25 protein-coding genes and 1 tRNA gene are annotated in these 21,134 nt (G+C 70.0%); 13 read left to right on the forward strand and 13 right to left on the reverse strand.

The window, feature by feature from the left end; genetic code table 11:
* Nucleotides 1–38 precede the first annotated feature (38 nt).
* The 3 genes from QOL69_RS10125 to QOL69_RS10135 form a co-directional block, all read right to left on the reverse strand.
* Nucleotides 39–197 (reverse strand): DUF7563 family protein, encoded by a 159-nt coding sequence (locus QOL69_RS10125; RefSeq protein WP_283403053.1) that lies wholly within the window; start codon nucleotides 195–197, stop codon nucleotides 39–41.
* Between the two features lie 82 nt (nucleotides 198–279).
* Nucleotides 280–462: an HVO_0416 family zinc finger protein gene (locus QOL69_RS10130; RefSeq protein WP_048078391.1), complete on the reverse strand. Its 183-nt coding sequence runs from the start codon at nucleotides 460–462 to the stop codon at nucleotides 280–282.
* A 146-nt stretch (nucleotides 463–608) separates the two neighbouring features.
* Nucleotides 609–1,151 (reverse strand): CDP-2,3-bis-(O-geranylgeranyl)-sn-glycerol synthase, encoded by a 543-nt coding sequence (locus tag QOL69_RS10135; protein WP_283404232.1) that lies wholly within the window; start codon nucleotides 1,149–1,151, stop codon nucleotides 609–611.
* Nucleotides 1,152–1,298: 147 nt separating this feature from the next.
* Here QOL69_RS10135 and QOL69_RS10140 point away from each other — a divergent pair, with 147 nt between their 5' ends.
* Both QOL69_RS10140 and QOL69_RS10145 read left to right on the forward strand, forming a co-directional pair.
* Nucleotides 1,299–2,138, forward strand: a complete 840-nt coding sequence (locus tag QOL69_RS10140) for a proline dehydrogenase family protein (RefSeq protein ID WP_283403054.1) — start codon at nucleotides 1,299–1,301, stop codon at nucleotides 2,136–2,138.
* A 100-nt stretch (nucleotides 2,139–2,238) separates the two neighbouring features.
* Entirely contained in the window at nucleotides 2,239–2,943 is a 705-nt protein-coding gene (locus tag QOL69_RS10145; protein WP_283403055.1) for a DUF502 domain-containing protein, read from the forward strand.
* Nucleotides 2,944–3,043: 100 nt separating this feature from the next.
* Here the strand turns inward: QOL69_RS10145 and QOL69_RS10150 are convergent, their stop codons facing one another.
* The 3 genes from QOL69_RS10150 to QOL69_RS10160 form a co-directional block, all read right to left on the reverse strand.
* The gene (locus QOL69_RS10150) at nucleotides 3,044–3,973 is read right to left on the reverse strand and encodes a branched-chain amino acid transaminase (RefSeq protein ID WP_048078387.1); all 930 of its coding nucleotides are present in this window, start codon (nucleotides 3,971–3,973) and stop codon (nucleotides 3,044–3,046) included.
* 461 nt (nucleotides 3,974–4,434) lie between these two features.
* Nucleotides 4,435–5,193 (reverse strand): 3,4-dihydroxy-2-butanone-4-phosphate synthase, encoded by a 759-nt coding sequence (ribB, locus tag QOL69_RS10155; RefSeq protein ID WP_283403056.1) that lies wholly within the window; start codon nucleotides 5,191–5,193, stop codon nucleotides 4,435–4,437.
* A complete protein-coding gene (locus QOL69_RS10160) occupies nucleotides 5,193–5,951 on the reverse strand; it encodes a DUF120 domain-containing protein (RefSeq protein WP_283403057.1) in 759 nt (252 codons plus the stop codon). The genes ribB and QOL69_RS10160 overlap by 1 nt, the downstream gene beginning before the upstream one ends.
* A 258-nt stretch (nucleotides 5,952–6,209) precedes the next feature.
* Here QOL69_RS10160 and QOL69_RS10165 point away from each other — a divergent pair.
* Nucleotides 6,210–6,281: transfer RNA gene (locus tag QOL69_RS10165), tRNA-Ala, on the forward strand.
* Nucleotides 6,282–6,525: 244 nt separating this feature from the next.
* A complete protein-coding gene (locus QOL69_RS10170; RefSeq protein WP_283403058.1) occupies nucleotides 6,526–6,654 on the forward strand; it encodes a hypothetical protein in 129 nt (42 codons plus the stop codon).
* Between the two features lie 77 nt (nucleotides 6,655–6,731).
* On the opposite strand, the gene QOL69_RS10175 is transcribed toward QOL69_RS10170, so the two are convergent.
* The 4 genes from QOL69_RS10175 to QOL69_RS10190 form a co-directional block, all read right to left on the reverse strand.
* Nucleotides 6,732–7,196 carry a hypothetical protein gene (locus tag QOL69_RS10175; protein WP_283403059.1) on the reverse strand — a complete coding sequence of 155 codons (465 nt, stop codon included), beginning with the start codon at nucleotides 7,194–7,196 and terminating at the stop codon, nucleotides 6,732–6,734.
* Nucleotides 7,197–7,233: 37 nt separating this feature from the next.
* Complete coding sequence (locus tag QOL69_RS10180) at nucleotides 7,234–8,535, reverse strand: ribonuclease catalytic domain-containing protein (protein WP_283403060.1); 1,302 nt, start codon at nucleotides 8,533–8,535, stop codon at nucleotides 7,234–7,236.
* Nucleotides 8,536–8,603: 68 nt separating this feature from the next.
* Nucleotides 8,604–9,467, reverse strand: coding sequence for a hypothetical protein (locus tag QOL69_RS10185; protein WP_283403061.1), 864 nt, complete (start codon nucleotides 9,465–9,467; stop codon nucleotides 8,604–8,606).
* Between the two features lie 36 nt (nucleotides 9,468–9,503).
* The gene (locus QOL69_RS10190; RefSeq protein ID WP_283403062.1) at nucleotides 9,504–9,875 is read right to left on the reverse strand and encodes a DUF7562 family protein; all 372 of its coding nucleotides are present in this window, start codon (nucleotides 9,873–9,875) and stop codon (nucleotides 9,504–9,506) included.
* A gap of 157 nt (nucleotides 9,876–10,032) precedes the next feature.
* Between QOL69_RS10190 and QOL69_RS10195 the strand changes: the two genes are divergently transcribed.
* From QOL69_RS10195 to QOL69_RS10205, 3 genes are all read left to right on the forward strand, one after another.
* Nucleotides 10,033–10,512 carry a cation:proton antiporter regulatory subunit gene (locus QOL69_RS10195; protein ID WP_048078384.1) on the forward strand — a complete coding sequence of 160 codons (480 nt, stop codon included), beginning with the start codon at nucleotides 10,033–10,035 and terminating at the stop codon, nucleotides 10,510–10,512.
* A gap of 61 nt (nucleotides 10,513–10,573) precedes the next feature.
* Nucleotides 10,574–11,809 carry a cation:proton antiporter gene (locus QOL69_RS10200; protein ID WP_283403063.1) on the forward strand — a complete coding sequence of 412 codons (1,236 nt, stop codon included), beginning with the start codon at nucleotides 10,574–10,576 and terminating at the stop codon, nucleotides 11,807–11,809.
* A 52-nt stretch (nucleotides 11,810–11,861) separates the two neighbouring features.
* On the forward strand, nucleotides 11,862–12,530 hold the full coding sequence (locus QOL69_RS10205; protein ID WP_283403064.1) for a CRISPR-associated protein Cas4: 669 nt from the start codon (nucleotides 11,862–11,864) through the stop codon (nucleotides 12,528–12,530).
* Between the two features lie 29 nt (nucleotides 12,531–12,559).
* Here the strand turns inward: QOL69_RS10205 and QOL69_RS10210 are convergent, their stop codons facing one another.
* Nucleotides 12,560–13,048: a cupin domain-containing protein gene (locus QOL69_RS10210; protein ID WP_283403065.1), complete on the reverse strand. Its 489-nt coding sequence runs from the start codon at nucleotides 13,046–13,048 to the stop codon at nucleotides 12,560–12,562.
* A gap of 355 nt (nucleotides 13,049–13,403) precedes the next feature.
* Between QOL69_RS10210 and QOL69_RS10215 the strand changes: the two genes are divergently transcribed.
* The 4 genes from QOL69_RS10215 (at nucleotide 13,404) to QOL69_RS10230 (ending at nucleotide 16,196) form a co-directional block, all read left to right on the forward strand.
* Nucleotides 13,404–14,984, forward strand: coding sequence for a hydroxymethylglutaryl-CoA lyase-like TIM-barrel protein (locus QOL69_RS10215; RefSeq protein ID WP_283403066.1), 1,581 nt, complete (start codon nucleotides 13,404–13,406; stop codon nucleotides 14,982–14,984).
* Between the two features lie 61 nt (nucleotides 14,985–15,045).
* On the forward strand, nucleotides 15,046–15,357 hold the full coding sequence (locus tag QOL69_RS10220; RefSeq protein WP_283403067.1) for an AbrB/MazE/SpoVT family DNA-binding domain-containing protein: 312 nt from the start codon (nucleotides 15,046–15,048) through the stop codon (nucleotides 15,355–15,357).
* Nucleotides 15,350–15,817 (forward strand): type II toxin-antitoxin system VapC family toxin, encoded by a 468-nt coding sequence (locus QOL69_RS10225; protein WP_283403068.1) that lies wholly within the window; start codon nucleotides 15,350–15,352, stop codon nucleotides 15,815–15,817. Before QOL69_RS10220 ends, QOL69_RS10225 begins: the two co-directional genes overlap by 8 nt.
* A gap of 67 nt (nucleotides 15,818–15,884) precedes the next feature.
* Nucleotides 15,885–16,196 carry a DUF8081 domain-containing protein gene (locus QOL69_RS10230; protein WP_283403069.1) on the forward strand — a complete coding sequence of 104 codons (312 nt, stop codon included), beginning with the start codon at nucleotides 15,885–15,887 and terminating at the stop codon, nucleotides 16,194–16,196.
* Between the two features lie 45 nt (nucleotides 16,197–16,241).
* Here the strand turns inward: QOL69_RS10230 and QOL69_RS10235 are convergent, their stop codons facing one another.
* Together QOL69_RS10235 and QOL69_RS10240 are read right to left on the reverse strand one after the other, a co-directional pair.
* The gene (locus tag QOL69_RS10235) at nucleotides 16,242–17,687 is read right to left on the reverse strand and encodes an MATE family efflux transporter (protein WP_283403070.1); all 1,446 of its coding nucleotides are present in this window, start codon (nucleotides 17,685–17,687) and stop codon (nucleotides 16,242–16,244) included.
* A gap of 29 nt (nucleotides 17,688–17,716) precedes the next feature.
* Entirely contained in the window at nucleotides 17,717–18,823 is a 1,107-nt protein-coding gene (locus QOL69_RS10240) for an ATP-binding protein (protein ID WP_283403071.1), read from the reverse strand.
* 165 nt (nucleotides 18,824–18,988) lie between these two features.
* Here QOL69_RS10240 and QOL69_RS10245 point away from each other — a divergent pair, with 165 nt between their 5' ends.
* Together QOL69_RS10245 and ilvA are read left to right on the forward strand one after the other, a co-directional pair.
* The gene (locus QOL69_RS10245) at nucleotides 18,989–19,384 is read left to right on the forward strand and encodes a gamma-glutamylcyclotransferase family protein (protein ID WP_283403072.1); all 396 of its coding nucleotides are present in this window, start codon (nucleotides 18,989–18,991) and stop codon (nucleotides 19,382–19,384) included.
* A gap of 226 nt (nucleotides 19,385–19,610) precedes the next feature.
* Nucleotides 19,611–20,822 (forward strand): threonine ammonia-lyase, encoded by a 1,212-nt coding sequence (gene ilvA / locus QOL69_RS10250; protein ID WP_283403073.1) that lies wholly within the window; start codon nucleotides 19,611–19,613, stop codon nucleotides 20,820–20,822.
* The last annotated feature ends 312 nt before the right edge of the window (nucleotides 20,823–21,134 follow it).

Below are 21,134 nucleotides of genomic sequence, written 5' to 3' on the forward strand. Positions count from 1 at the left end.
GACCGGGCCGGCGGGGCCCCGGTCGCGCGGCCGCCGGCTCAGGTGCTCCTCGTCGCGCGCGCCTCGCGGACCTCGGCACCGTCGCGGACCATGTCCTCGCAGGCCGGACAGACGCGGGGCCGATCGACCTCGTTCGGCGTGAACACCCGAACGTAATCAGTCGTGACGAACGAACCGCAGTTCTGACAGGTCGGCATGTTATCCACTATCGAGTAATTCCCCATAATACTACCGGGGAGTCTGACGGAAAGAAAACGCCGCGGGCTGCCGTCGCGTCCGTCAGTTCGGCCGCCAGTCGCAGACCGAACACCGCGCCGTTCCCTCCTCGTGAAGCGCACCGCACTCCGGACACTGGAGCTTGTTATACGATCGCTCCCAGCGTACGATCTCCGTCTCGTGGCCGTGGTCGGACAGGAACTCGTCGAACACGTCGTCGTCCGAATCGGGTGCGCTACTAGACATGCGTGCCATAGTATGTCACACCAGCATATATATCTTTCTCGCGTTCTCGTCGCTGCGAACTACGCGATCGAACGATCGGTTCTCAGCGCATCTTCGAAAAAACCGGAGAGTTTCGGCGTACGTCTCGTCTCGGACGGATTTTCGACCTACCACGGCTCGTTCTTCAGCCCGAGCCAGTAGGCCCCGACGTTCGTGACGACGTGGAGGACGGGCGTCATCACGAGGACGACCGCGAGGACGCGGGGCGTGAAGACGGCGAGCGCCCAGTCGGTGTCGACGACGAAGGCGAGCGCCAGCGCGCCGACGACGAAGTCGAGCTGGTCTAAGCCGGGGAACGCGGCACCGCGCTCGCGCCCCGACCGCCGCTTGAGGAAGGAGGCACCGATGTCGCCGCACATCGCACCGAACGCGAGGGCGAACGCGGCCGGGAGCGCGAACGTCGGGAGGTCGACGCCGAGCGCGGCGCTCGCGGGATCGTTGACGGCGTTGAGCGCGACCGCGAGCAGGACGCCGACCAGCGTGCCGACGGCGGTCCCCCGCCACGTCTTCCCGTCGCCGAGCAGCCGCGCGCCGCGCCACTCGCGGCCGCCGTCGATGGGGCGACCCCCGCCGGCCAGCACCGCGGCGTTGTTCGGGACGTACGCCGGGAGCATCGCCCAGAACGCGGTCGCGACGAGCGCACCGATCATGTCCCTACAGGCGGCGTCCGGGCTGTTATAAATCCCGGATCCGTCGCGGGAGCGGGACGGTCCGTCGCCCGCCGCCGAGGACGCGACGTCGCGGTCACTCACGCCGGGTCGGTAACAGTAAAGTTTGCGCCGTTCGGAATCTACGATATGATCCTCCCGATCGCTCGGCGGTTCGTCGCCGGCGAGAGCGTTCCGGTGGCCCTCGATCACGCCCGCGCCGCGAACGAGGACGGCGTCGCGGTCATCCTGAACCTGCTCGGTGAACACTACGACGACCCCGCGGACGCCCGCGGCGATACCGACGCCTACCTCGACCTCATCGACGATATCGCCGACAGCGGCCTCGACGCCTGCGTCTCGGTGAAGCCGTCCCAGATCGGGATGGATGTCTCGGCGGACTTATTCGAGGAGCACTACCGCGAGATCGTCGCGCGCGCCGACGAACTCGACGCCTTCGTCTGGTGTGACATGGAGGACGCCGACACCACCGACGCCACGCTCGACGCCTTCGAGTCCATCGCCGCCGACTACCCGTGGAGTGTCGGGCAGTGTATCCAGTCGAACCTCAAGCGCACCGCCGACGACCTCGACCGGCTCATCGACGTGCCCGGCAAGATCCGGCTGGTGAAGGGCGCGTACGACGAGCCGTCGTCGATCGCGTACACCGACAAGGCGGACGTCGACGAGGCGTACCGCGACGACCTCCGACGGCTCTTCGAGGGGCGGGACCGCGGCGTCGCGGTCGGCAGCCACGACCCCGAGATGATCTCGCTCGCGGACCGGCTCGCGCGCGACCACGGGACGGAGTACGAGGTCCAGATGCTGATGGGCGTCCGCGAGGACGCGCAGCGGGACCTCGCCGCGCAGGGGGTCGACGTGTACCAGTACGCGCCGTACGGCGACAAGTGGCTCTCGTACTTCTACCGGCGGGTCCGCGAGCGCAAGGAGAACCTGACGTTCGCGGTGCGGGCGGTGTTGGGCCAGTAGTCGCGAGTCTGCCGTACCCCCTCGTCGACGGTCCCTTCGCTCGGCGTCGCCGCCGCGTGGAAGCGCTCTTAAGGGTTGCCGACACATACCGATCCGATAGATGTCCACGTGGAAACGCGACTTCGCCAGCGGCCTCATCGTGCTGGCCCCGCTCCTCGTTCTACTCCTCGTCCTCCGCTGGATCTACCAGTACATCGCGTCGATCCCACTCATCGCGGACCTCCAACCCGCCATCATTCCGGGGTACTTAGAGCCCGTCTCCCGGGTCGTCATCGCGTTTGCGGTGTTCGCCACCGTCGTGCTCGCGGTCGGGTACTTCATGCGGACCACGCTCGGCCGGTTGGCGGAGGCCGCGGTGGACGACACGATAAACCGGATCCCGGCGCTCCGGGTGGTGTACAACGCGTCGAAGCTCGCCATCGAGACGGCCATCTCCGGCACCGACGAGCTTCAGAGCCCGGTGTACATCGAGACGTGGCCCGGGATCCGGATGACGGCCTTCCGGACGGGCAAGAAGACCCGCGACGGGAAGATCGTCTTGTTCATGCCGACCGCGCCGAACATCACCACCGGCTTCGTCATCGAGGTCGAGCCGGAGAAGATCGAGGAGACCGGCGAGAGCGTCGAGGAGGGAATGACGCGGGTCCTCTCCGCCGGCTTCGCGGAGTCGGCCCATCAGGTCCCCGTTCACGAGGAGGACCCCACCGAGGGCGACGGCACCCCCGACGGCTACGGACACGTCCGAACCGACGGGACGCCCGGCGGCGACGGATCGGCGACCGACGGGAGCGGGTCGACCGAGTGAGGCGGTCGACTGACCGAGACGGATCGAGAGAGAAGCGAGAAGTCGTTTTGCGCGGTCGATACGCTGCGTGGCGACCGCGTTCGCGGTCAGCGGTCCGCGCTTAGAGGTACGTGAACCACTCGTCGTGGTCGTCCGTCCGCCGCTCGACTAACTCGAAGAAGGCGCTCTGGAGTTCCTCCGTGACGGGGCCGCGGGTGCCCGCGCCGATCTCGGTATCGTCGACCGAGCGGATCGGGGTCACCTCCGCGGCGGAGCCGGTGAAGAACAGCTCGTCGGCGGTGTACAGCTGACCGCGCGAGATGACGGCCTCGTCGTGGACCTCGTAGCCGCGCTCCTCCGCGAGGGTGATCACGGTGTCGCGGGTGATCCCTTCGAGGATGGACTGCGCGGGCCCGGTGGTGTAGATCTCGCCGTCGTTGACCATGAAGATGTTCTCGCCCGGGCCTTCGGCGACGTTGCCCTCCTTGTTGAGGACGATGGCCTCGACGTAGCCGTTGCGGCGCGCCTCCTCGCCCGCGAGCATGGAGTTGACGTACAGGCCGGTCGTCTTCACGTTCGTCGGGACCTGCGAGGAGGCGTGTTTCCGCCACGAGGAGACCATCACGTCGACGCCGTCTTCGAGCGCCTCCTCGCCGAGGTACGCGCCCCACGGCCACGCCGCGAGGACGAGGTCGGTCGGGCAGTCCTTCGGCGAGACGCCCAGCGTGTCGTAGCCGTAGTAGGCGATCGGCCGGATGTAACAGGACTCCAGGTCCTGCCGGTCGAGCAGTTCGAGGGTGGCCTCGGTGATCTCCTCGCGGGAGTGTTCGATCTCCATGTCGTACATCTTCGCGGAGTCGAACAGCCGGTCGAGGTGTTCCTCCCAGCGGAAGACCGCGGGGCCCTGCTCGGTGTCGTAACAGCGGACGCCCTCGAACACGCCCGTCCCGTAGTGGAGCGCGTGGGTCAGAACGTGGGTCGTCGCGTCCTCCCAGTCGAGGAACTCCCCGTTCTTCCAGATCGTGTCGACGTCCATCTCGTCGAATCCCATATCATAGCGGTCGTGACCTCCCGGCTTAAATCTGTGAGGTACGGGTCGTCGGTTTCCGGTTCGGACGGCTACGGAGACGTGATAGTCGAGAACGTGGCCGTCGAACTCTCGGTCGCTCACTACAAAACGGATTGCTCCGCGGCCGAGACCGCCGAAGCCCCGGCCGGGAGGCGGGCGCACGCTCGCTGCGCTCCTCACTCGTTCGCTTCGCTCACTCGTTGCGGTGCTTACGTTGCCTGCGCCCGCCTCCCGGCCGCCCCTTCGATTCCCGCCCCGCACTGCGACCGCACCTCACGCCTCCCCAGCCTCGTCGCTGGCGGTCGTCGCTTCGCTCTGACCGCCAGCGACTCCCTCGCGCCGTCGGCTCGCGCCCTGTCGGGCGCTCGCCGGGGCGCGCCGGGTCGGGTGGTCGGGGTCGAATCGTCGGGAGAAGTCGAGGTGAGAGTGTGTGTCCGCCGATCTCAGCGCAGCGCTTCGACGAGGCCCGCGCCCTCGACGTAGGGGATGTCGCGGCGGGCCGCGTAGGCCGCGGCGTCCGCGGGCGAGAGCGCGTCGCCCGTCTCGTCGTCGAGCATCTCGCAGACCACGGCGGCGGGCGCGAGCCCGGTGGCCTCGGCCATCGCGAGGCCGAGTTCGGTGTGACCGGTCCGCCCGGCGAGTCCGTCGCGGTCGCCGCGCAGGACGTGGACGTGGCCGGGCGCGCGGAACTCCGCGGCGAAGTCCTCCGGGCCGTAGGCGGTCGGGTCCTCGCTGACGCGGGCGGCCGCGTTCGCGACCTCAACGATGGTCTTCGCCCGGTCCGCGTCCGTGATCCCGGTGAACGTCTCGCGGTGGTTCACGGGCAGCGAGAAGGAGGAGCGGTCGTCGTAGTCCGGGTCGTCGTCGACCGCGGGGTGGTCGAGCGCGTCCGCGAGGAACGGCAGGTCGAACGCGTCGCCGACCGCGTCGCTCACGGCCACGCAGATCAGCCCGCCGGCGTCGTTTCGCATGTGCGCGACGGCGGCCTCGTCGACCGCGCCGGCCGGGTAGACGATGTCCGTCTCGCCCTCGCGGTCCGCGAAGTCGTGGACGCAGACGGGGTCGCCGGCCCGGAAGGCGTCGAGCGCACGCTCGACGGAATCGGTGGCTTCGGCGGCCTCGGTTCCGGTGGCGTCGGTCGCTTCTCCGGACTCGGCCGTTCCCCCGGCTGTCTCCGGGTCGGCGTCGACGTTGGCGCGCATCAGGCGACCTCCGTCTCGACCGCGCTCGCCTCCGGCTCGTCGGCGCGGCTCGTCGGTTCGACGCGGACCTCCACGGCGTCGCCGTCTTCGAGGTCGAGCGCGTCGCGCAGGCGGTCCGGCGCGATCAGTTCGAGCTGGTCGTCGTCGTGGTGGGTGCGGTCGGGGACGATGGCGTGGACCTCCTCGTAGCGCTCGTCACCCGCGACGAGGGTGACCCCGTAGCAGGTGGCGGCCCCGTAGGTGCGGTCCTCGCCCTCCCACGCGTCGATGGGGACGGCGTCGATGCCGGCCATCTCGCCGCGGCGGCGGACGCTCTCCTCGGTGAGGTTCACGTTGAGCGTGCCCGGGAACGGGTCGTAGCCGAGTCGCTCGCGGAACTGCTCGGCGTACCCCGGCAGCGTGATGTAGTGGCGTCCCTCGCCCATCCCGCCGGTGATCGCGCCGCGGAGCGCGAGCTCGACGTCCGACTCGAACAGCCGGCGGTAGTCGGCGTACTCCGCCCGGAGCGCGGCCTCGCCCGCGTCCGTCACCCGGACCCACTGCCCGTCGCTGACCACGTCACGCTCGACATAGCCCGCGGATTCGAGCGTCTGGAGGCGTCGGGAAGCGGTCTGCGTGGAGGCGTCGAGCCGGTCGCCGAGCGCCGCGCACGACACCTTCGTCTCGGAGAGGCCGCCGACGAGCCCGACGTGTTTCAGGGCCGCGAGCGCGGCCGGGTCCACGTCGGTGTTCGCGTCGGTCGCCGTCGCGTCTGACATACCTCACGGTCGGTCGTCCGCGGGCAAAAGGGTAACGAATATGGGATACTTCTCAGAAACGTTATTGGCTATCTGAAACGCCCGAAAAGCCCTCGCTCTACACGTACCCCTGCCGCACACGTAATCCCGTCGGTGCCGGCCGACTTCGCGGTGTCTTCGGCGATCTCCCGAACTCGTTCGGTCGGCGGGTGGGAGCCACTCTCGCACGGGTCGTCGAAAGGTAAGGTACAAATACGAACGGGAATTGTTTCGTGATGAGGGCTCGTAGATCAGCGGCAGATCGCTTCCTTCGCAAGGAAGAGGCCCGGGGTTCAAATCCCCGCGAGTCCACTTCTTCACTCGCTTCGCTCGTTCAGTCGTTCCCTCGCTTGGTCCCACGCTCCCTCCGTTCGCTCGCGGGACCCCCGCGAGTCCACCCTTCCGCGCCGCGAGCAACGTCGCGAGCGGCGCATCACTGTAACCCAACTTTCCGTCTCCGCGCTCTGAACCCATCCCGCCCCGTCCGTCCGCCGCGTTTTTCGAGTTCCTCGGTAGACCCACGCCGCTTATATACCACGAGTCAGTTGAGCCGAACATGGGCATCTCCGAGTTCCTTGAGGGGCAGAACCTCACGCACCGCCAGATGGGGGCCATCATGGTCGGGTGGATCCTGCTCGTCTCGATCGTCGCCGTCGGCATGCTACTGTACACCTCCTCGCTCTGATCGGGGCGATAACCGCCGGCTGACCGGCGGCGGTCGGTCGCCCCCTCGGTTCCCGTGCGTGGGACCAGAATGAACGACTACGCCTCGTCGTCGTCCGCTTCTTCAGCGCCGTCTGCGTGGTCGTCTGCGTGTTCGTCGCCCTCGTCGGCTTCTTCATCATCTTCCACGTGTTCGTCGGTCTCGCCCCCTTCCTCATCGTCGTCCGCGTGGTCGTCGCTCTCGGACTCGACCTCGATCGTTATCGGTCCGTCGTCCGTCGCGGTCGCTTCGGTCTCCGACTCGCCGGTCTCGTCGTGGATCTCGGCGTCGACCTCGTCGGCGGTCACCTCCAGTTCGCTCAAGGCGTAGCCGACCGCGTAGCCGGTCGATCCGCCGAGGAGTGCGCCGATACCGGCCCCGACCGGTCCGCCGCGAGCGCCGAAGACCGCGCCGGCGAAGCCGCCGACCGTCGCCGCGCGCTCGGCGTCGCGCTCCGGGTCGCCGGTCGGCTCGAACGGCTCCGTTTCGCCTCGGTCCGCGTCGCCGTGCTCGTGGGCGTCCATACCGTTTGTTGCGTCCGGAGACCCCTATATCTCCCGCTCAGGCGGTGTGTTTTGCTTCCTCGGGGTCCTCGACGACCTCGACGCCGCGGTTGTTGACGGCGTGGGAATCGAGCCCCTGCTCTTGGAGGAACTGCTTGTAGAGTCGCTCTGCTGTCTCGCCGTCTTTCTGCTTGTCGCTGGCGTGGTCGCACAGTTCGACGAGGTTCTCCGGCACGTCGTTCTCGTGGACGATCCAGTGGTTGATCGTGTCGGAGAGCCGGCGGATTGGCGAGGTGAAGTGGCCGTAGATGTCGAAGTTGAGCGCGTGGTGGCCGCCGAACGGGTCGTTCATGTACTTCGCGCGGGGCATCACCTTCAGCACGGCGCGCTGGATCTTGTTGAGCTGGCGCTCGGGCGACTCCTCTAGGGCGGCGTTGACCGCTTTTCGCGGGTCGTCGCCCCACGCGTCGCCGGGGATGGAGACGCCGTTCAGCTCTTGGATCTCCTTGAGCGCCTCGTTCCACTGGTCGGGGGTCGGTTGCGGGTGGACGCGGTACATCGCCTCGACGCCGCGGTCCCACATCAGGGTGTGCGTCACCGCCTTGTTCGCCTTCAGCATCGACTCCTCGATGATGGTGTGCGCGCGGTCGCGCCGCGGATTCAAGACGAGCGAGCCGTCCGCCTTGCGCTGTTCGTGCATGCGGTCGGCGAGCTCGAAGGCGAGCTGGTTCTCCTCGCTGAGGGGGAGATCGGGGTCTTCGAGGCGGTTCTCGCACTCCGAGTAGGTGAGCCGCTCGTCGGAGTTGATAACGGACTTGTAGATGTCGATGTCCTCGAACGAAAGCGTCTCGTCGTCGATCTCCATCTCGACTGTGTGCGCGAGCCGGTCCTCGTTGGGGACGAGCGAACAGACGGTCTCCGCCAGCACCGGCGGCAGCATGTGGATCGTGTAGTCGGGCAGGTAGACGGTGTTGGCGCGCTCGACCGCCTCCTCCCACATCGCGGTGTCGGGGGTGACGTAGTGGGTCACGTCGGCGATGTGGACCCACAGCCGGTAGGCGTCCTCCTCGCGCTCGATGGAGATGGCGTCGTCGAAGTCCTGCGCGTCGACCGGGTCGGTGGTCCACGTCGTGAGGTCGCGGAGGTCCTCGCGCTCGTCGATCTCGTCTTCGATCTCCTCGTACACGTCTTCGGTCCGCGCCTCAGCCTCCCGGAGCACCTCGCTCGGGAACTCGTCGCGGATCTCGAACTCCTCGAACAGCTCCTCGCGCTTCTCGGCGAGTCGGTCCGCCAGCTCCGGCGTGATCGTCACGGGGCCCTGGTCCTCGGCGGACCCTTGCTTCGGCTCGTCGTCTGACATACCTCCACCAACGCGGGTCCGTTAGAAAGGCCTGTCGGGCGGTGGAGACGGGCGTCCTCGCGGCCCGCTCAGACGATCGCCCCGACGGCGGGCGACAACGTCACCCCGGCCACCGCGAGCGCGACCGCGCCGAAGACGACCGGCACCGCCGACCGCCCGACCTGTCGCAGCGCAGTCCGCCTCGCGCTCGCGTCCGAGACCACGAACGGCGAGCCGTCCGCGATCCGCGACTTCACCTCCCCGACAGGCGCGTCCGGGAACGCCTCGCTATCGCCGACGACCGTCACCTCGTCGCCCGGGCGGAGCGCCCGCTGGACGTACCGGCGGCGCGGGTCGTCGCCGATCGTGAGCGGCCCGACCTCGTACCCCGTCTCCGTCGCGTCGACCTCGTCGACCGTGTCGATGAACCCCCGAACGCGCTCGGGCGGCTCCTCGCCGGCGTCGAGTTTGATCTTCTCGTCGACCTCGAAGGAGAACGTCGCCGCCGCGGGGTCGACCCGGACTCCGGTCCCGCCGTCCTCGACCCGGAAGGAGACGCCGGCCTCGCCCCCGTCGATCGTGACCCACGACTGCCCTTTCCCCTGACTGCGGAGCTCGGAGACGTCGTACTCGACGCAGAGACACGGACCGCCGCCGAACGGCGACGGGAGCGTCTCGTCGTCGACCGCGGCCGCCCGGCCCGTGACCCGGATCCGGCGCTCCGTGCCGTCGAGTCCGCGCGGGTCGGTTGCGGTCGCTCGGAGGACTCGGGCGGCCTCGCGGGCACCGAGCGCCCCGTACGCGAGGCACGCGAGTCCGACGACCAGTGCGGCGGCTCCGACGGCGGTCGGCACGGGGTCGACGGCGCTGACCGCGAGCGGTGCGGGGTCGAGCGTGCCGAGCGTGACCGACACGGGGTCGGAAGCAACGGCTACGTCGTGGAGGGCGACCATACGTACGACCGCGGTACTGAGCCGCGACGGGTAGACCTATCGGTCGCGGTCGGAGCGGTCGTGGTCAGATCGGTCGCGGTCCGGGAGGTCGCGGTCCGATCGGCTCCTCCCGTCGCTCGTTTCGGCCGGGCCGTCGTCGCTCGTCACGGCGTCGACGTAGCGGCCGAGGAACTCCTCGGTGGAGAGTCCGTCCGACTCGATGGAACAGATCAGCGATTCGAGCCCGCCGCGGGGCTGGTGTGATATCCCGTCGTCGCAGTCGGCACAGAGGTACTCGAACTCCTTGTCGCGTCGGTCCCACCGGTCGCCCTCCTTGTCGTACTCGCGCGCGTCCTCCCGCAACACCGAGTCGCCGCACGCGATACACGTCACCGTCCGTCGGTCCCGGCCCCCTCGGGAGCCCCACATGCTCGCCCCCACGGATGCGTCGCACTTAGCGTTTTGTGCGCGACCGGTCGTCGGGGTTTTCGCGTGTGATCGGCCGACGTCGGCGTTTCGCGTGCGACGGGACGCGTTCCGACCGCCGAACGCACACGCCTATTACCGTGGCCCCTCACCAGCCCGTATGACGATCAGCGAGTCCGACCTCCCCGGCGTGGGGAAGAAGTTCGAGATCGATCTCGGCGACGAGGAGATGATCGTCGTGATCCACAACACGGGGAAACGCGAGGTGTTCCGCCGGCCGGACCCGGACGACGACTCGGAGAAGGTGTTCGCGTTCGACGATGACCTCGCGCGGAAGATCGGGTCGATAATCGAGGGCGCGTACTTCCAGCCGGTCGAACCGGACACGCAGGAGACGACGCTCCCCGGCGGGATCCTCTTAGAGTGGTACGAGCTCCCACCGGGATCGCCGCTCGTCGGCGAGACCTTAGAGAGCGCCGACATCGGGAACCGGACCGGGCTCGCGATCGTCGCCATCCAGCGCGACGAGGGGGTGCTCGACAGTCCCGGTGCCGAGACCACGCTCCGCGAGGGCGACACCCTGATCGGGGTCGGCACACCCGAGAACTGCGCCGCGTTCGAGGAGATTCTCACCGGATGAGCGGCCGCTCCCTCGAAGCCGCCCCGCCCGCCGCGGTCGCTCGCGTCGGCGGTGATCGGTAGTGGCGCTGCTCGATGTCGGGATCATGTTCGCCGCCGTCGCGGTCGCCGGCGCGCTCGCGAATCGGCTCGGCCAGTCCGTCATTCCCGCGTACATCCTCGTCGGAATGCTGCTCGGGGAGTTCGTCCTCGGGCGGGTCGTCCTCCCCGTCGTCGGGACCGTCTACGTCCCCGAGACGGAGTTCATCGCGCTCGGCGCGGAGCTGGGGATCGTCTTCCTGCTCTTCTTTCTGGGTCTGGAGTTCAACCTCGACCGGCTGCTCGCCCGGCGGCGTCCGATCGGGGTCGCGGGAACGATCGACCTCGCGAACTTCGGGGCGGGGTTCGTTCTGGGCTGGCTCGTCTTCGGCGCGTTCCTCCCGGCGTTTCTGGTCGCGGGGATCGTCTACATCTCCTCGTCGGCGGTGATCACGAAGTCGCTCATCGATCTCGGCTGGATCGCCAACGACGAGGCGGAGCCAATGTTAGGCACGCTGGTGTACGAGGACCTGTTCATCGCGGTGTACCTCTCCGTCGCGTCCGCCCTGGTGCTCGGCGGCGGCGACGTCGCCGCGGCCGCGACCGACATCGGGATCGCGATCGGGTTCATCGTCGGACTACTGGCCCTGGCCCAGTTCGGGACCCCGGCGTTCGACCGGTTGGTCGAGACGGACAACAAGGAGTTCGTGGCGCTGCGGTCGATCGCGACGGTCGTGTTGGTCGCGGGTGCCGCCCTCGAGCTCGGCGTCAGCGAGGCGGTCGCGGCCTTCTTCGTCGGGATGGCGTTCTCGTCGACGGGGTACGCCCACGAGATCGAGACGCTGTTGGAGCCGGTCCGCGATACCTTCGCCGCGGTGTTCTTCTTCTGGATCGGGCTCACGACCAACCCCGCGCTGTTCCCCGACGTCGCGGCGCTCGTCGCGCTCGCGGTGGTCGTGACGACGCCGACGAAGCTCGTCACCGGCTACCTCGGAGGGCGCGCGTTCGACCTGAACGTCCGTCGGTCGACCCGGGTCGGACTCGGCATGACCACCCGCGGCGAGTTCTCGCTGATCATCGCGACGATAGCGGTCACCGGCGCGAACGCGGGCGCGTTCGACCCGGCCTTGGCGGGGACGATCAACGCCTTCGCGGTCGGCTACGTCCTCGTGATGGCGGTGCTGGGCACGACGCTGATGGGCTACTCCGCGCCGTTCGAATCGATCGCGACCTCGTGGCTGGACTCGGCCGACGGCGGTGACGGCGAGCTGTCGGGGTAGACCGGAAGCGCGCCGTCCGGATTTATCACCGAAGCCGCGGCCAGCCGGCCGCGTGACGCTGGTTCCCTTCAGCGATCTGGCTCGCGCGGCGTACTGTCCCCGACAACTGTACTACGTCCGCCGCGACGGGGATCGGAGCGCGCCGCCGACGGCGCGCGAACGGATCGATCTGGCGTTCCGCTACGACGGACTGGTCGACGCGTCGAACCGGACGCTCCGGCGGCTCCCGCTCCATCGGTCGCCGGCCGCGTACCGCCGGAACCTGACGCGGCTGCGCGACCGCGACGACTACGACGCCCTCGCCGACCCCGCGAGCGAGCGCGGGTTCCTCTCGGGGAAGGACTGTCACGGAACCGTTCACAAGGTGTTAGAGCCGAGAGAGCCGGAGGCTGCGCCGGTCCCGACGCTCGTCTCGTCGGGCGAACCCCCGGAGACCGGCGTGTGGGAGCCGCAGGCGGTCCGCGCGGTCGGGATCGCGAAGGCGCTGGCGTGGGAGCGCGAGCGCGAGGTCCCGCGGGCGCTCGTCGAGTACCCCGCGGTCGGCGTCGTCCGTGAAGTCCGACTCACGACCCGCAAGAAGGCGGCCTACCGGCGGGCGCTCCGAGCCGCGCGGTCGATCGACGGCCCGCCGCCGCGCGTCGACGACGGTCGCTGCGACTCCTGTGAGTACGCGAGCGAGTGCGGGACGCGGCGACGGAGCCTCCGGTCGCTGCTGGGATGAGCCGCGCCGTCGGTCCTCGGCTCCGGTCGCTACGGCGAAAACGACGCGCCGCAGTCGGTACAGGTGAACCGGAACCGGCCCGCGTCGGTGAGTTCGGTGTCGTGGATGCGCTCGCCGCCGCACTCGCGACACTCGACGATCGACTCGATCTCCTCGAAGTCGTGGCGCGCGCCGGGCGCGCCGACCGCCCACGCGACGACCTCCTCGTCGGCGTCCTCGGGGACGAACCCGGACTGGAACTCGCCGGGCGCGAAGCGGATCAGCTCTCCGGGGCCGACCTCAACGCGCTCGCGCTCGCGGCCGACCTCGAAGGTGGCGGTCCCCGAGAGGACGTAGAAGATCTCCTCCTGGTCGCCGTGGGTGTGGAGGCCGCCGGAGAACGCGTCGCCGGGCGCGAGTTCGAAGTAGTTCATCGCGACGTGCTCGGTGCCGAGCGCGCGCGAGACCGGCTTCCGGAGGTCGTGGACGCCCATCGGGTTCGTGACGACGTCGACGTCGTCGATCGCGACTCGCTCCATACGGGCCGGTCGGCGGGCGACTCCCTAACGCTGGCGGCGGTCACGCCGGGCGTACTGATTGGCCGGACGCACCCGACGTGTCGGCCGAGCCGGACGCGCCGCCGAGGGATCGTCGGTTCGACCCCGCGTTCGGCGACGATCGCTCGGCCATTCCTGACGCGACCCGGCAGTTTATACGTGTGACCGTCGTTCGCATGGGTACGAATGACGCGAGACACTCGCGATCGTTCGGAGGATAGAGGAAGTCGCCTCGCGGCGGCTGGCCGCGAAATTCTCCGACGATAACGACTCCGGGGCACGACCGCCCCGCGGCGGCACCGACCCCCAGACCACCGACGAGCCGACGGACTCCCTTTTGACCCGAACACCACTCACCGACCTCGACGAGGTACAGCTACTCGACACCACCCTCCGCGACGGCGAACAGATGCCGGGCGTCTCGCTGTCGCCCGGCGAGAAGGTCGACGTCGCCCGCGAACTCGACGCCGCCGGCGTCCACCTGATCGAGGCCGGCTCGGCGTGCACCTCGGCGGGCGAGCGCGAGGCGATCCGACAGGTCGCCGAGGAGGGGCTGGACGCGACGGTGACGAGCTTCGCGCGCGGCGTGAAGCGAGACGTGGACCACGCGCTCGACTGCGGCGTCGACGGCGTGAACCTCGTCGTCCCCGCCTCCGACAAGCACGTCGAGACGAAGGTGGGCTCGACCCGCGACGAGGTCGTCGAGACGACCGTCGAACTCGTCGAGTACGCCAAAGACCACGGGCTGTGGGTCGAGGTGCTCGGCGAGGACGGCTCGCGGGCCGACCTCGACTACCTCGAACGCCTGCTCGGTGCCGGACTCGACGCCGGCGCGGACCGGATCTGCTACTGCGACACGGTGGGCGCGGCCGACCCCGAGCGCACCGCGAGGGTGGTCTCGCGGCTCGCCGACCGCGGCCCGACGAGCCTCCACACCCACGACGACCTCGGCTTCGGGCTGGCGAACGTCCACGCCGGGCTGAAGGCCGGCGCGGACACGGTCCACGGCACCGTCCTCGGCGTCGGCGAGCGCGCCGGCAACGTCGCCCTCGAAGAGGTGGCAATCGCGCTGGGCGAGTCGTACGGCGTCGACACCGTCGAGCTCTCGCGGCTCTACCGACTCTGCCGGACGGTCTCGGAGGCGACCGGCGTCGCGCTCCCGCCGAACAAGGCCGTCTGCGGCGCGAACGCCTTCGCCCACGAGTCCGGCATCCACACCGACGGCACCCTCAAGGACGGGACGATGTACGAGCCGTACCCGCCGGAGACGGTCGGGCGGGAGCGCCGGCTCGTCCTCGGCAAACACGCTGGCCGCGCCGGGGTGAAAGCGGCGCTCGCCGACCACGACGTCGCGGTGACCGACGACGAGCTCCGCGAGGTCGTCACCCGCGTCAAGGAGCTGGGCGAGCGCGGCAAGCGCGTCACCGACGCGGACCTGCTCGCGGTCGCCGACGACGTCCGCGGCCGCAAGCGCGAGCGCCACGTCGAGCTCGTCGACCTCTCCGCGACCTCCGGGGGGAACCTCCCGACCGCCTCGGTCCGGCTCCGCGTCGGCGACGACGAGCGCGTCGCCGCCGGCACCGGCTCCGGCCCGGTCGACGCCGGGCTGGAGGCGGTTCGGACGGCGCTCGCGGGCGACGGAACCGGAAGCGACGGGGCCGAGGGGACCGACGACGCCGCCGACGGCGTCGCCTTCGAGCTCGACTCCTACCACGTCGACGCGATCACGGGCGGTACCGATGCGGTTGTCACCGTCGAGGTGGACCTCTCGCGCGGCGACCGCTCCGTGAGCGTCTCGGCGTCGGACGCCGACATCACCCGCGCGAGCGTGGTCGGAATGGTAGACGGACTCGACCGCCTGCTGGCCGCCGAGGCCGACGCCGGGGGCGCGGAGCCGGGGGCGGTCGCCGACGACTGAACTGAGACGGTTCCTGCGGCGACGGGGGAGATTTATGTCTTTTCCCACCGTACGTGGGAATATGCCGAAAGTGGACGCGAAGGGGCGCGTCGTCCTCCCGCAGGCGATCCGGGAACAGCTCGACATCGCGCCGGGAACCGAGGTTCAGGTCCGAGAAGAGGACGGTGAGGTGGTGATACGACCCGAAGCGGAGCCGGAGCGGATTCTCGAACGGCTGGACCGACTCGTCGACGAGATGGCCTCGCGACGGGAGGAGGCGGTCCCGCTCGACGCGACCGATCCCGCCGCCCGACGGCATCGAGACGCCGTTCGCCGGGGTGCGAAGACGGACTCGGAACCCGACCCGGACACCGGAGACGAGACGGATGAGTGACGCCGGCGGCCCGTACCTGTTCGACGTGGGTGTGATCGCGCTCGCGCACACCGACGCCCCCGTCCGGGACGCGGCGCTCTCGTACGTCCGCGACGCGATTGCCGGCGACATCGACGCCGTCGTTCCCTATCCGGCCGTGTACGGGGCTCACGTCGTGTTGACGACCCACTACGGATACACCAACGCCGACGCCTCCCGACTCCTGTCGAACTTCTTGGACGCGAGGCGGATCCACTGGCACGACCGGCTTCCGGAGCGGACGGTTCGCGCCGGCCTCGACAGGGCCGGCGACGCGAACGTCGGGGGGTGGGACGGCTACTACGCGCAGGTCGCGATCGAGGAGGGAGTGGCGACCCTCCTGACCGTCGACGATGATTTCGAGCGGTTCGACGCGTTCGAGACCGAGCTGATCCTGTCACCAGAGGAGTTCGAGACGCTCGACGAATACCTTCGAGACTGACACCGCCGCCGACCGAACGCGCCCGCGTCTGACGAGGTTTTTACCTGAGGGCGCTCGATCGGCCGGTGTGAGCGTCGTCGTCGCGATCAAACCGTCCGCGCGCAAGCGGAACGCGAAGGTGGGGCGGCTCGTCTTCGAGGACGGGACCCGCCACGCCTTCGAGAGCCGCGCGGCCGCCGAGCGGTGGGCGGACGACCTCTCGGCCGGCGACGGCCACGTCTGGATAGCGAGCGCGCACCCCAGCGACGGCGGCGACGCGGACTGTTATCTGGTCTCTCGCGCGACGAACGCGAAGCTGGAGGCCGCCTACGACAAGCGTCGGCGACGGCTCAGGGGCGACACGGCACCCGAACAGGAGTCGCTCGGCGGCGAGCCGTGAGCCGCGCCGGTCTCGACCGGCCCCGCTAGTGTCCGGCTCGACGCGTCACGACGACCGCTCCTCCGGCGTCGGCTCGCCGCTCTCCTCCACCGTCGGCTCCCCAGTCGCCTCGGGACCGGTCCCCCGAGCGTCCATCATGTCGGCCGCGCGGTCCGCCCACCCGGAGTATCGGAAGCCGACGGCGACGACGAGCGCCATCCACGCGTAGGCCGCGGACACCCCGACGTACGCGCCGACCGGACCGAACCCGGCGGTGCGGCCGAGCAGCCACGACAGCCCGAGGAAGAGCCCGAACATCGCCGAGACGCGCGCGACGAGCGGGATCCGCGTCTCGCTGGCCCCCTGAAGCGACCCGGAGAGCGCGGAGAAGGCGGCGAGCGCGGCACCGGCGACCCCGTACACCCGCGCGAAGTCGACCGCGTACGCGATCGTCGGCGCGTCGTCGGTGAAGACCGGGACGAGCCGCGGGGCGGCCACCACGAGCCCGAGTCCGATCGTCCCGACGGTGACCACGCCGAGCCCGGCGACCGCCCAGCCGTTGAACCGTGCCGCCTCCGGATCGCCCTCGCCGAGCGCCTGCCCGACCAGCACCGACGCCGCGACGTTGTAGCCGCGCGAGAGCGGTCCGGTCACCTGCTGGTAGACGCGGCGGCCGATCTGGAAGCCGGCGTTGACCGCCTCGCCGAAGCCCAAGAGGAGCGCGTTGAACGGGAACTCCGCGATCTCGGAGCCGAACCCCTCCACGACGCGGGGGGCGCTCACGGTCAGGAGCTGTTTCGCGATCGTGAGGTCGCGCGGCCACGCGAAGTCCGCGTCGGTCCACGACCCCCAGATCGCGGCACAGAGCAGCCCGGCCGTGAGGACGTTCGCGCCCGCGGTCGCGAGCCCGACGCCGAGGACTTCGAGCCGCGGGAAGCCGAACAGCCCTAACCCGAGGACGACCGAGCCGGCGATGTTGACGGAGTTGGCGGCGACGTTGACGTACATCGGCGTCCGGGTGTCGCCGGTCCCTTGGAGCGCCCGCGCGCCGACGAGAGCGACGTGGCGGGCCGGCGCGGTCGCGAACACGACCGCGAGGTACGTCGAGCCGAGGTCGACGACCGCGGGCGAGGTCTCCTCGCCGACGATCCGGCCGAACACGTCGATCGCGAGTTCGCCGAAGAGGAACCCGAACAGGACGAACGGGACCCCGGCGAGCGCCCCGATCAGGATCGCCTGCGTCACCGCCTCGTCGCGGTTGCCCTCCGCGCCCGCGCCGGTGTCCTGCGAGGAGAGCGCGATCGCACCGCCGCCGAGGCCCAGTCCGATCCGCAGCGGGAACCGGGCGTACAGGTCGGCGAGGCCGATCGCGACGACCGCGGCCGGCGAGAACAGCGCGGTGACCAGCACGTCGGTCGTCCGCATCGCGGTGCGGAACGTCTGCTCGGCCATGACGGGCCACGCGAGCGAGAACACGCGCCGCCAGACGCGCCGCAGCCGCGGGAAGTCCATGCGTCGCTTCCGACGGTCGCGCGCGGTTTTTACGTATCGGAGCCGGCCGACTCGGCCGGTGCGTGCGGGAGCGTCACCTCGAACCGCGCGCCCCCGAGACTCGACTCGCCGACGTCGAGCGAGCCGTCGTACGCCTCCGCGAGCGTCGCCGCGAGTCGCAGGCCGCTGACGCCGCCGTCGGCCGAGTCGTCGCCCCCGTCGGGGCGGCCGCGGACGAAGAAGGACCCGTCGCGGACCTCCGGGGGGAGCCCGGGACCGTCGTCCTCGACGGTCAGCGTGACGTCGTCTCCGGGGCCTGCGCCCTCGTCGCCGACGCGGACCGCGACGCGAACCGTGACCGACGGGCCGGCGTGTTCGACCGCGTTCTCGACGAGGTTGTCGACGACGGACCGCACGCCCTCGTTGGCCGCGACGGGTGCCGTCTCCGGGAGGTCGGTCTCGACCGTCACCGGTCCCTCGTCGCCGACGTTCGACAGCACCTCGCGGGTCGTCGCCGCCAGGTCGACGCGGCTGTGGTCAGCGTCGCCGAGGACCGCGTCCGCGACGGCGCTCGTCGTCCCGATGCGGTCGAGGCCCTCGCCGGCCTTCGCGGCCACGGTCGCGGCGTGGTCGGCGGCGTCCGGGTCGTCGGTCAGCAGGTCGGCGTAGCCGCGGATCGTCGAGAGGTCGTTTCGGAGGTCGTGCCGCAGGAGGTGGTTCACGAACGAGACCGCCCGGACGGCGTCCCGCGCGCGGCGGGCGTCGGCGGCCTGCCGGACGGCGTAGTACCCCGCGACGACGCCGCCGAGGCTCCCGACGCCGGCGGCGACGAGCATCGGGAACGCCGGCTCGACCAGCGGGCGGCCCTCGAAGGCGCGGACGGCGAGCGTCGCGGCGAAGGCGGCGACCGCGAGGAGGGTCCCGGAATAGGTCCACCGCGCGACGCGCCGCTCCTCGGCGGGCGAGAACCCGCGGCGGCCGAGCCAGCGGCCGGCGGCGAGGACGGTGACCGCGAACCCGCCGTCGAGCGCGAACGCCAAGAGGGGGCCCCGCGCGTTTCCGACCGCGTCGACCTCGGCGGCGTGGTGGAGTGCCGCGGTCGCGAGGAGGGCGGCACCGAGCAACGAGACGGCGTGGTGGCCGCGCAGCGTCGGCATTATCGAACTCACAAACGTCGCGGACAAAGTCGTTGTGGATCGGCCGAGCGGCGGCGTACGGCTCGGTGAGCTGGCGATTGCGAGGGGGGATACTCAGGACCCGACGACATCCGATCGAAGCGGGACCGCCAGAACGTTGAAATCCGCGAGCGTTCGACGGGATCCATGGACGTCTTCGTGTACGGGACGCTGACCGAACCCGACGCGGTCGCCGACGTGGCGGACTCGTTCGTCTTCGTCGGCCCGGCGACGCTCACCGGTCTCCGCCTCGTCGAGGGACGGTATCCGACGCTCGCGCCGGGCGGCGAGACCGGGGGACGACTCCTCCGCACGGAGGCCGTCGACGCGCTCGACGCGTACGAGGACGTCGACGGCGGGCTGTACGTCCGAGCGAGCGTGCCGCTGGCCGCGCCGGCGGAGTACCCCGACACCGTCGCGGTGTACGTCGGCGATCCCGACCGACTCGACGCGGACGCGACGTGGCCGGGAACCGGCCCGTTCCCCGAGCGGGTGCGATCGGTGCTCGCCGAGCGCGACGTGCGGGTGCGGCTCACCCCCTGAGATCCCGTCTGACGGGCGGATGACGGGCCCGCAGTCGTGCGGTTCCACTTTCGCTCTGGTAGCCTCACCTTTTTGTATTCCCGCGGCTTCGTTTCACTCGCACGTCACACGCGTGCATTCCCCCACCTTTCCTCTTCCCCGAGCCGACGGCTCGCGGAGCGGTCCTCCCGCCCCGCGCCGTCGGCCGACCGCAACCGATTAGCGGTCGGCGCGGCGACTCCGGGGCATGCTCAGTCTTGCCGACATCCGCGAGGCGCGCGAGCGGGTCTCGGGCGTCGCCAGACACACGCCCCTAGAGCGGTCGCGTTCCTTCTCCGAGATGAGCGGTGCGGACCTCCACCTCAAACTGGAGAACTTCCAGCGGACGGGCGCGTTCAAGATCCGGGGTGCGATGAACCGGATCGCCACCCTCACCGAGGCGGAACGCGAGGCGGGCGTCGTCACCGCGAGCGCGGGCAACCACGCGCAGGGCGTGGCGCTGGCCGCCAGCCGCGCGGGGGTCGACGCCACGGTCGTCATGCCGAAGTTCGCGCCCGTCTCGAAGGTGAAAGCCACCCGCGGGTACGGCGCGAGCGTCCGCCTGGAGGGCGTCGACTACGACGAGGCGCAGGCGTACGCACACCAGTTGGAACGCGAGGAGGGACGGACCTACGTCCACGCGTTCGACGACCCGGTCGTGATGGCGGGACAGGGGACGCTCGGCTTAGAGATCGTCGACGACTGCCCCGAACTCGACACGGTCGTCGTCCCGATCGGGGGCGGCGGGCTGATCTCGGGGGTCGCGGTCGCGATCAAAGAACAGCTCCCGGACGCCCGCGTCGTCGGCGTTCAGGCGGCGGGGGCCGACTCGGCCGCGCAGTCGCTTGAGGCCGGCGAGGTCCGCGAGATCGAGGGCGTCGACACGATCGCGGACGGGATCGCGACGCGGTCGGTCGGCGAGCAGACGCTCGAAGTCATGGCGGAGTACGTCGACGAGGTCGTCACCGTCGACGACCGCGAGATCGCACTCGCGCTCACGCTGCTCTTGGAACGGTCGAAGACGCTCGTCGAGGGCGCGGGGGCGGTCGCGCTCGCCGCCGTCCTCTCGGAGGCGTTCGAGTACGACGACGGCGAGACGGTCGTCGCCGCGCTCTGCGGCGGCAACATCGACCTCAACCGCCTCGGCACCGTCGTTCGCCGCGGCCTCGTCCAGATGGGCCGGTACCTCAAGATCACGATCGACCTGAAGGACCGGCCGGGCGAACTGGAGCGCGTCTCCAGCATCGTCGCGCGCACCGGCGCGAACGTCTACGCGGTCCACCACGACCGCACCTCCCGCGACGTGGCCGTCAACGCCGCCGAACTCGAACTCGAACTCGAAACCGACGACGCCGAACACGCCGCCGACATCGTCGACGCACTCGAAGCCGAGGGGTACGAGGTCGAGATCCAGTCGTGAAACGTGCGACGAGCATTTATAAATAGGACTGCGGTGGCGTCGCCGGCGGCTTCGCCGTCGGCTTCCAGAGGCGCGTAGCGCCTCGCTGCGCGCCTCCGAGCGCCCTTTTAAGAGCGCGATGACCGCCAGCGACGAGGCTGGGGTGGTGTGAGGTGCGGTGTGGGGCGGGACTCGAAGGGGCAGTCCCGAGGAGCACAACGAGTGTGCGCCGTCCTCGCGGCTGGGGCTTCGGTGGTGTTCGTGTCGATCCGTCATTTATAAACAAAACACCAGTACAGCCGAGCGGCTGGGGCTTCGGCAGTGTTCGTGTCG

Source organism: Halorubrum sp. DM2, assembly GCF_901686465.1.
GTDB lineage: Archaea > Halobacteriota > Halobacteria > Halobacteriales > Haloferacaceae > Halorubrum.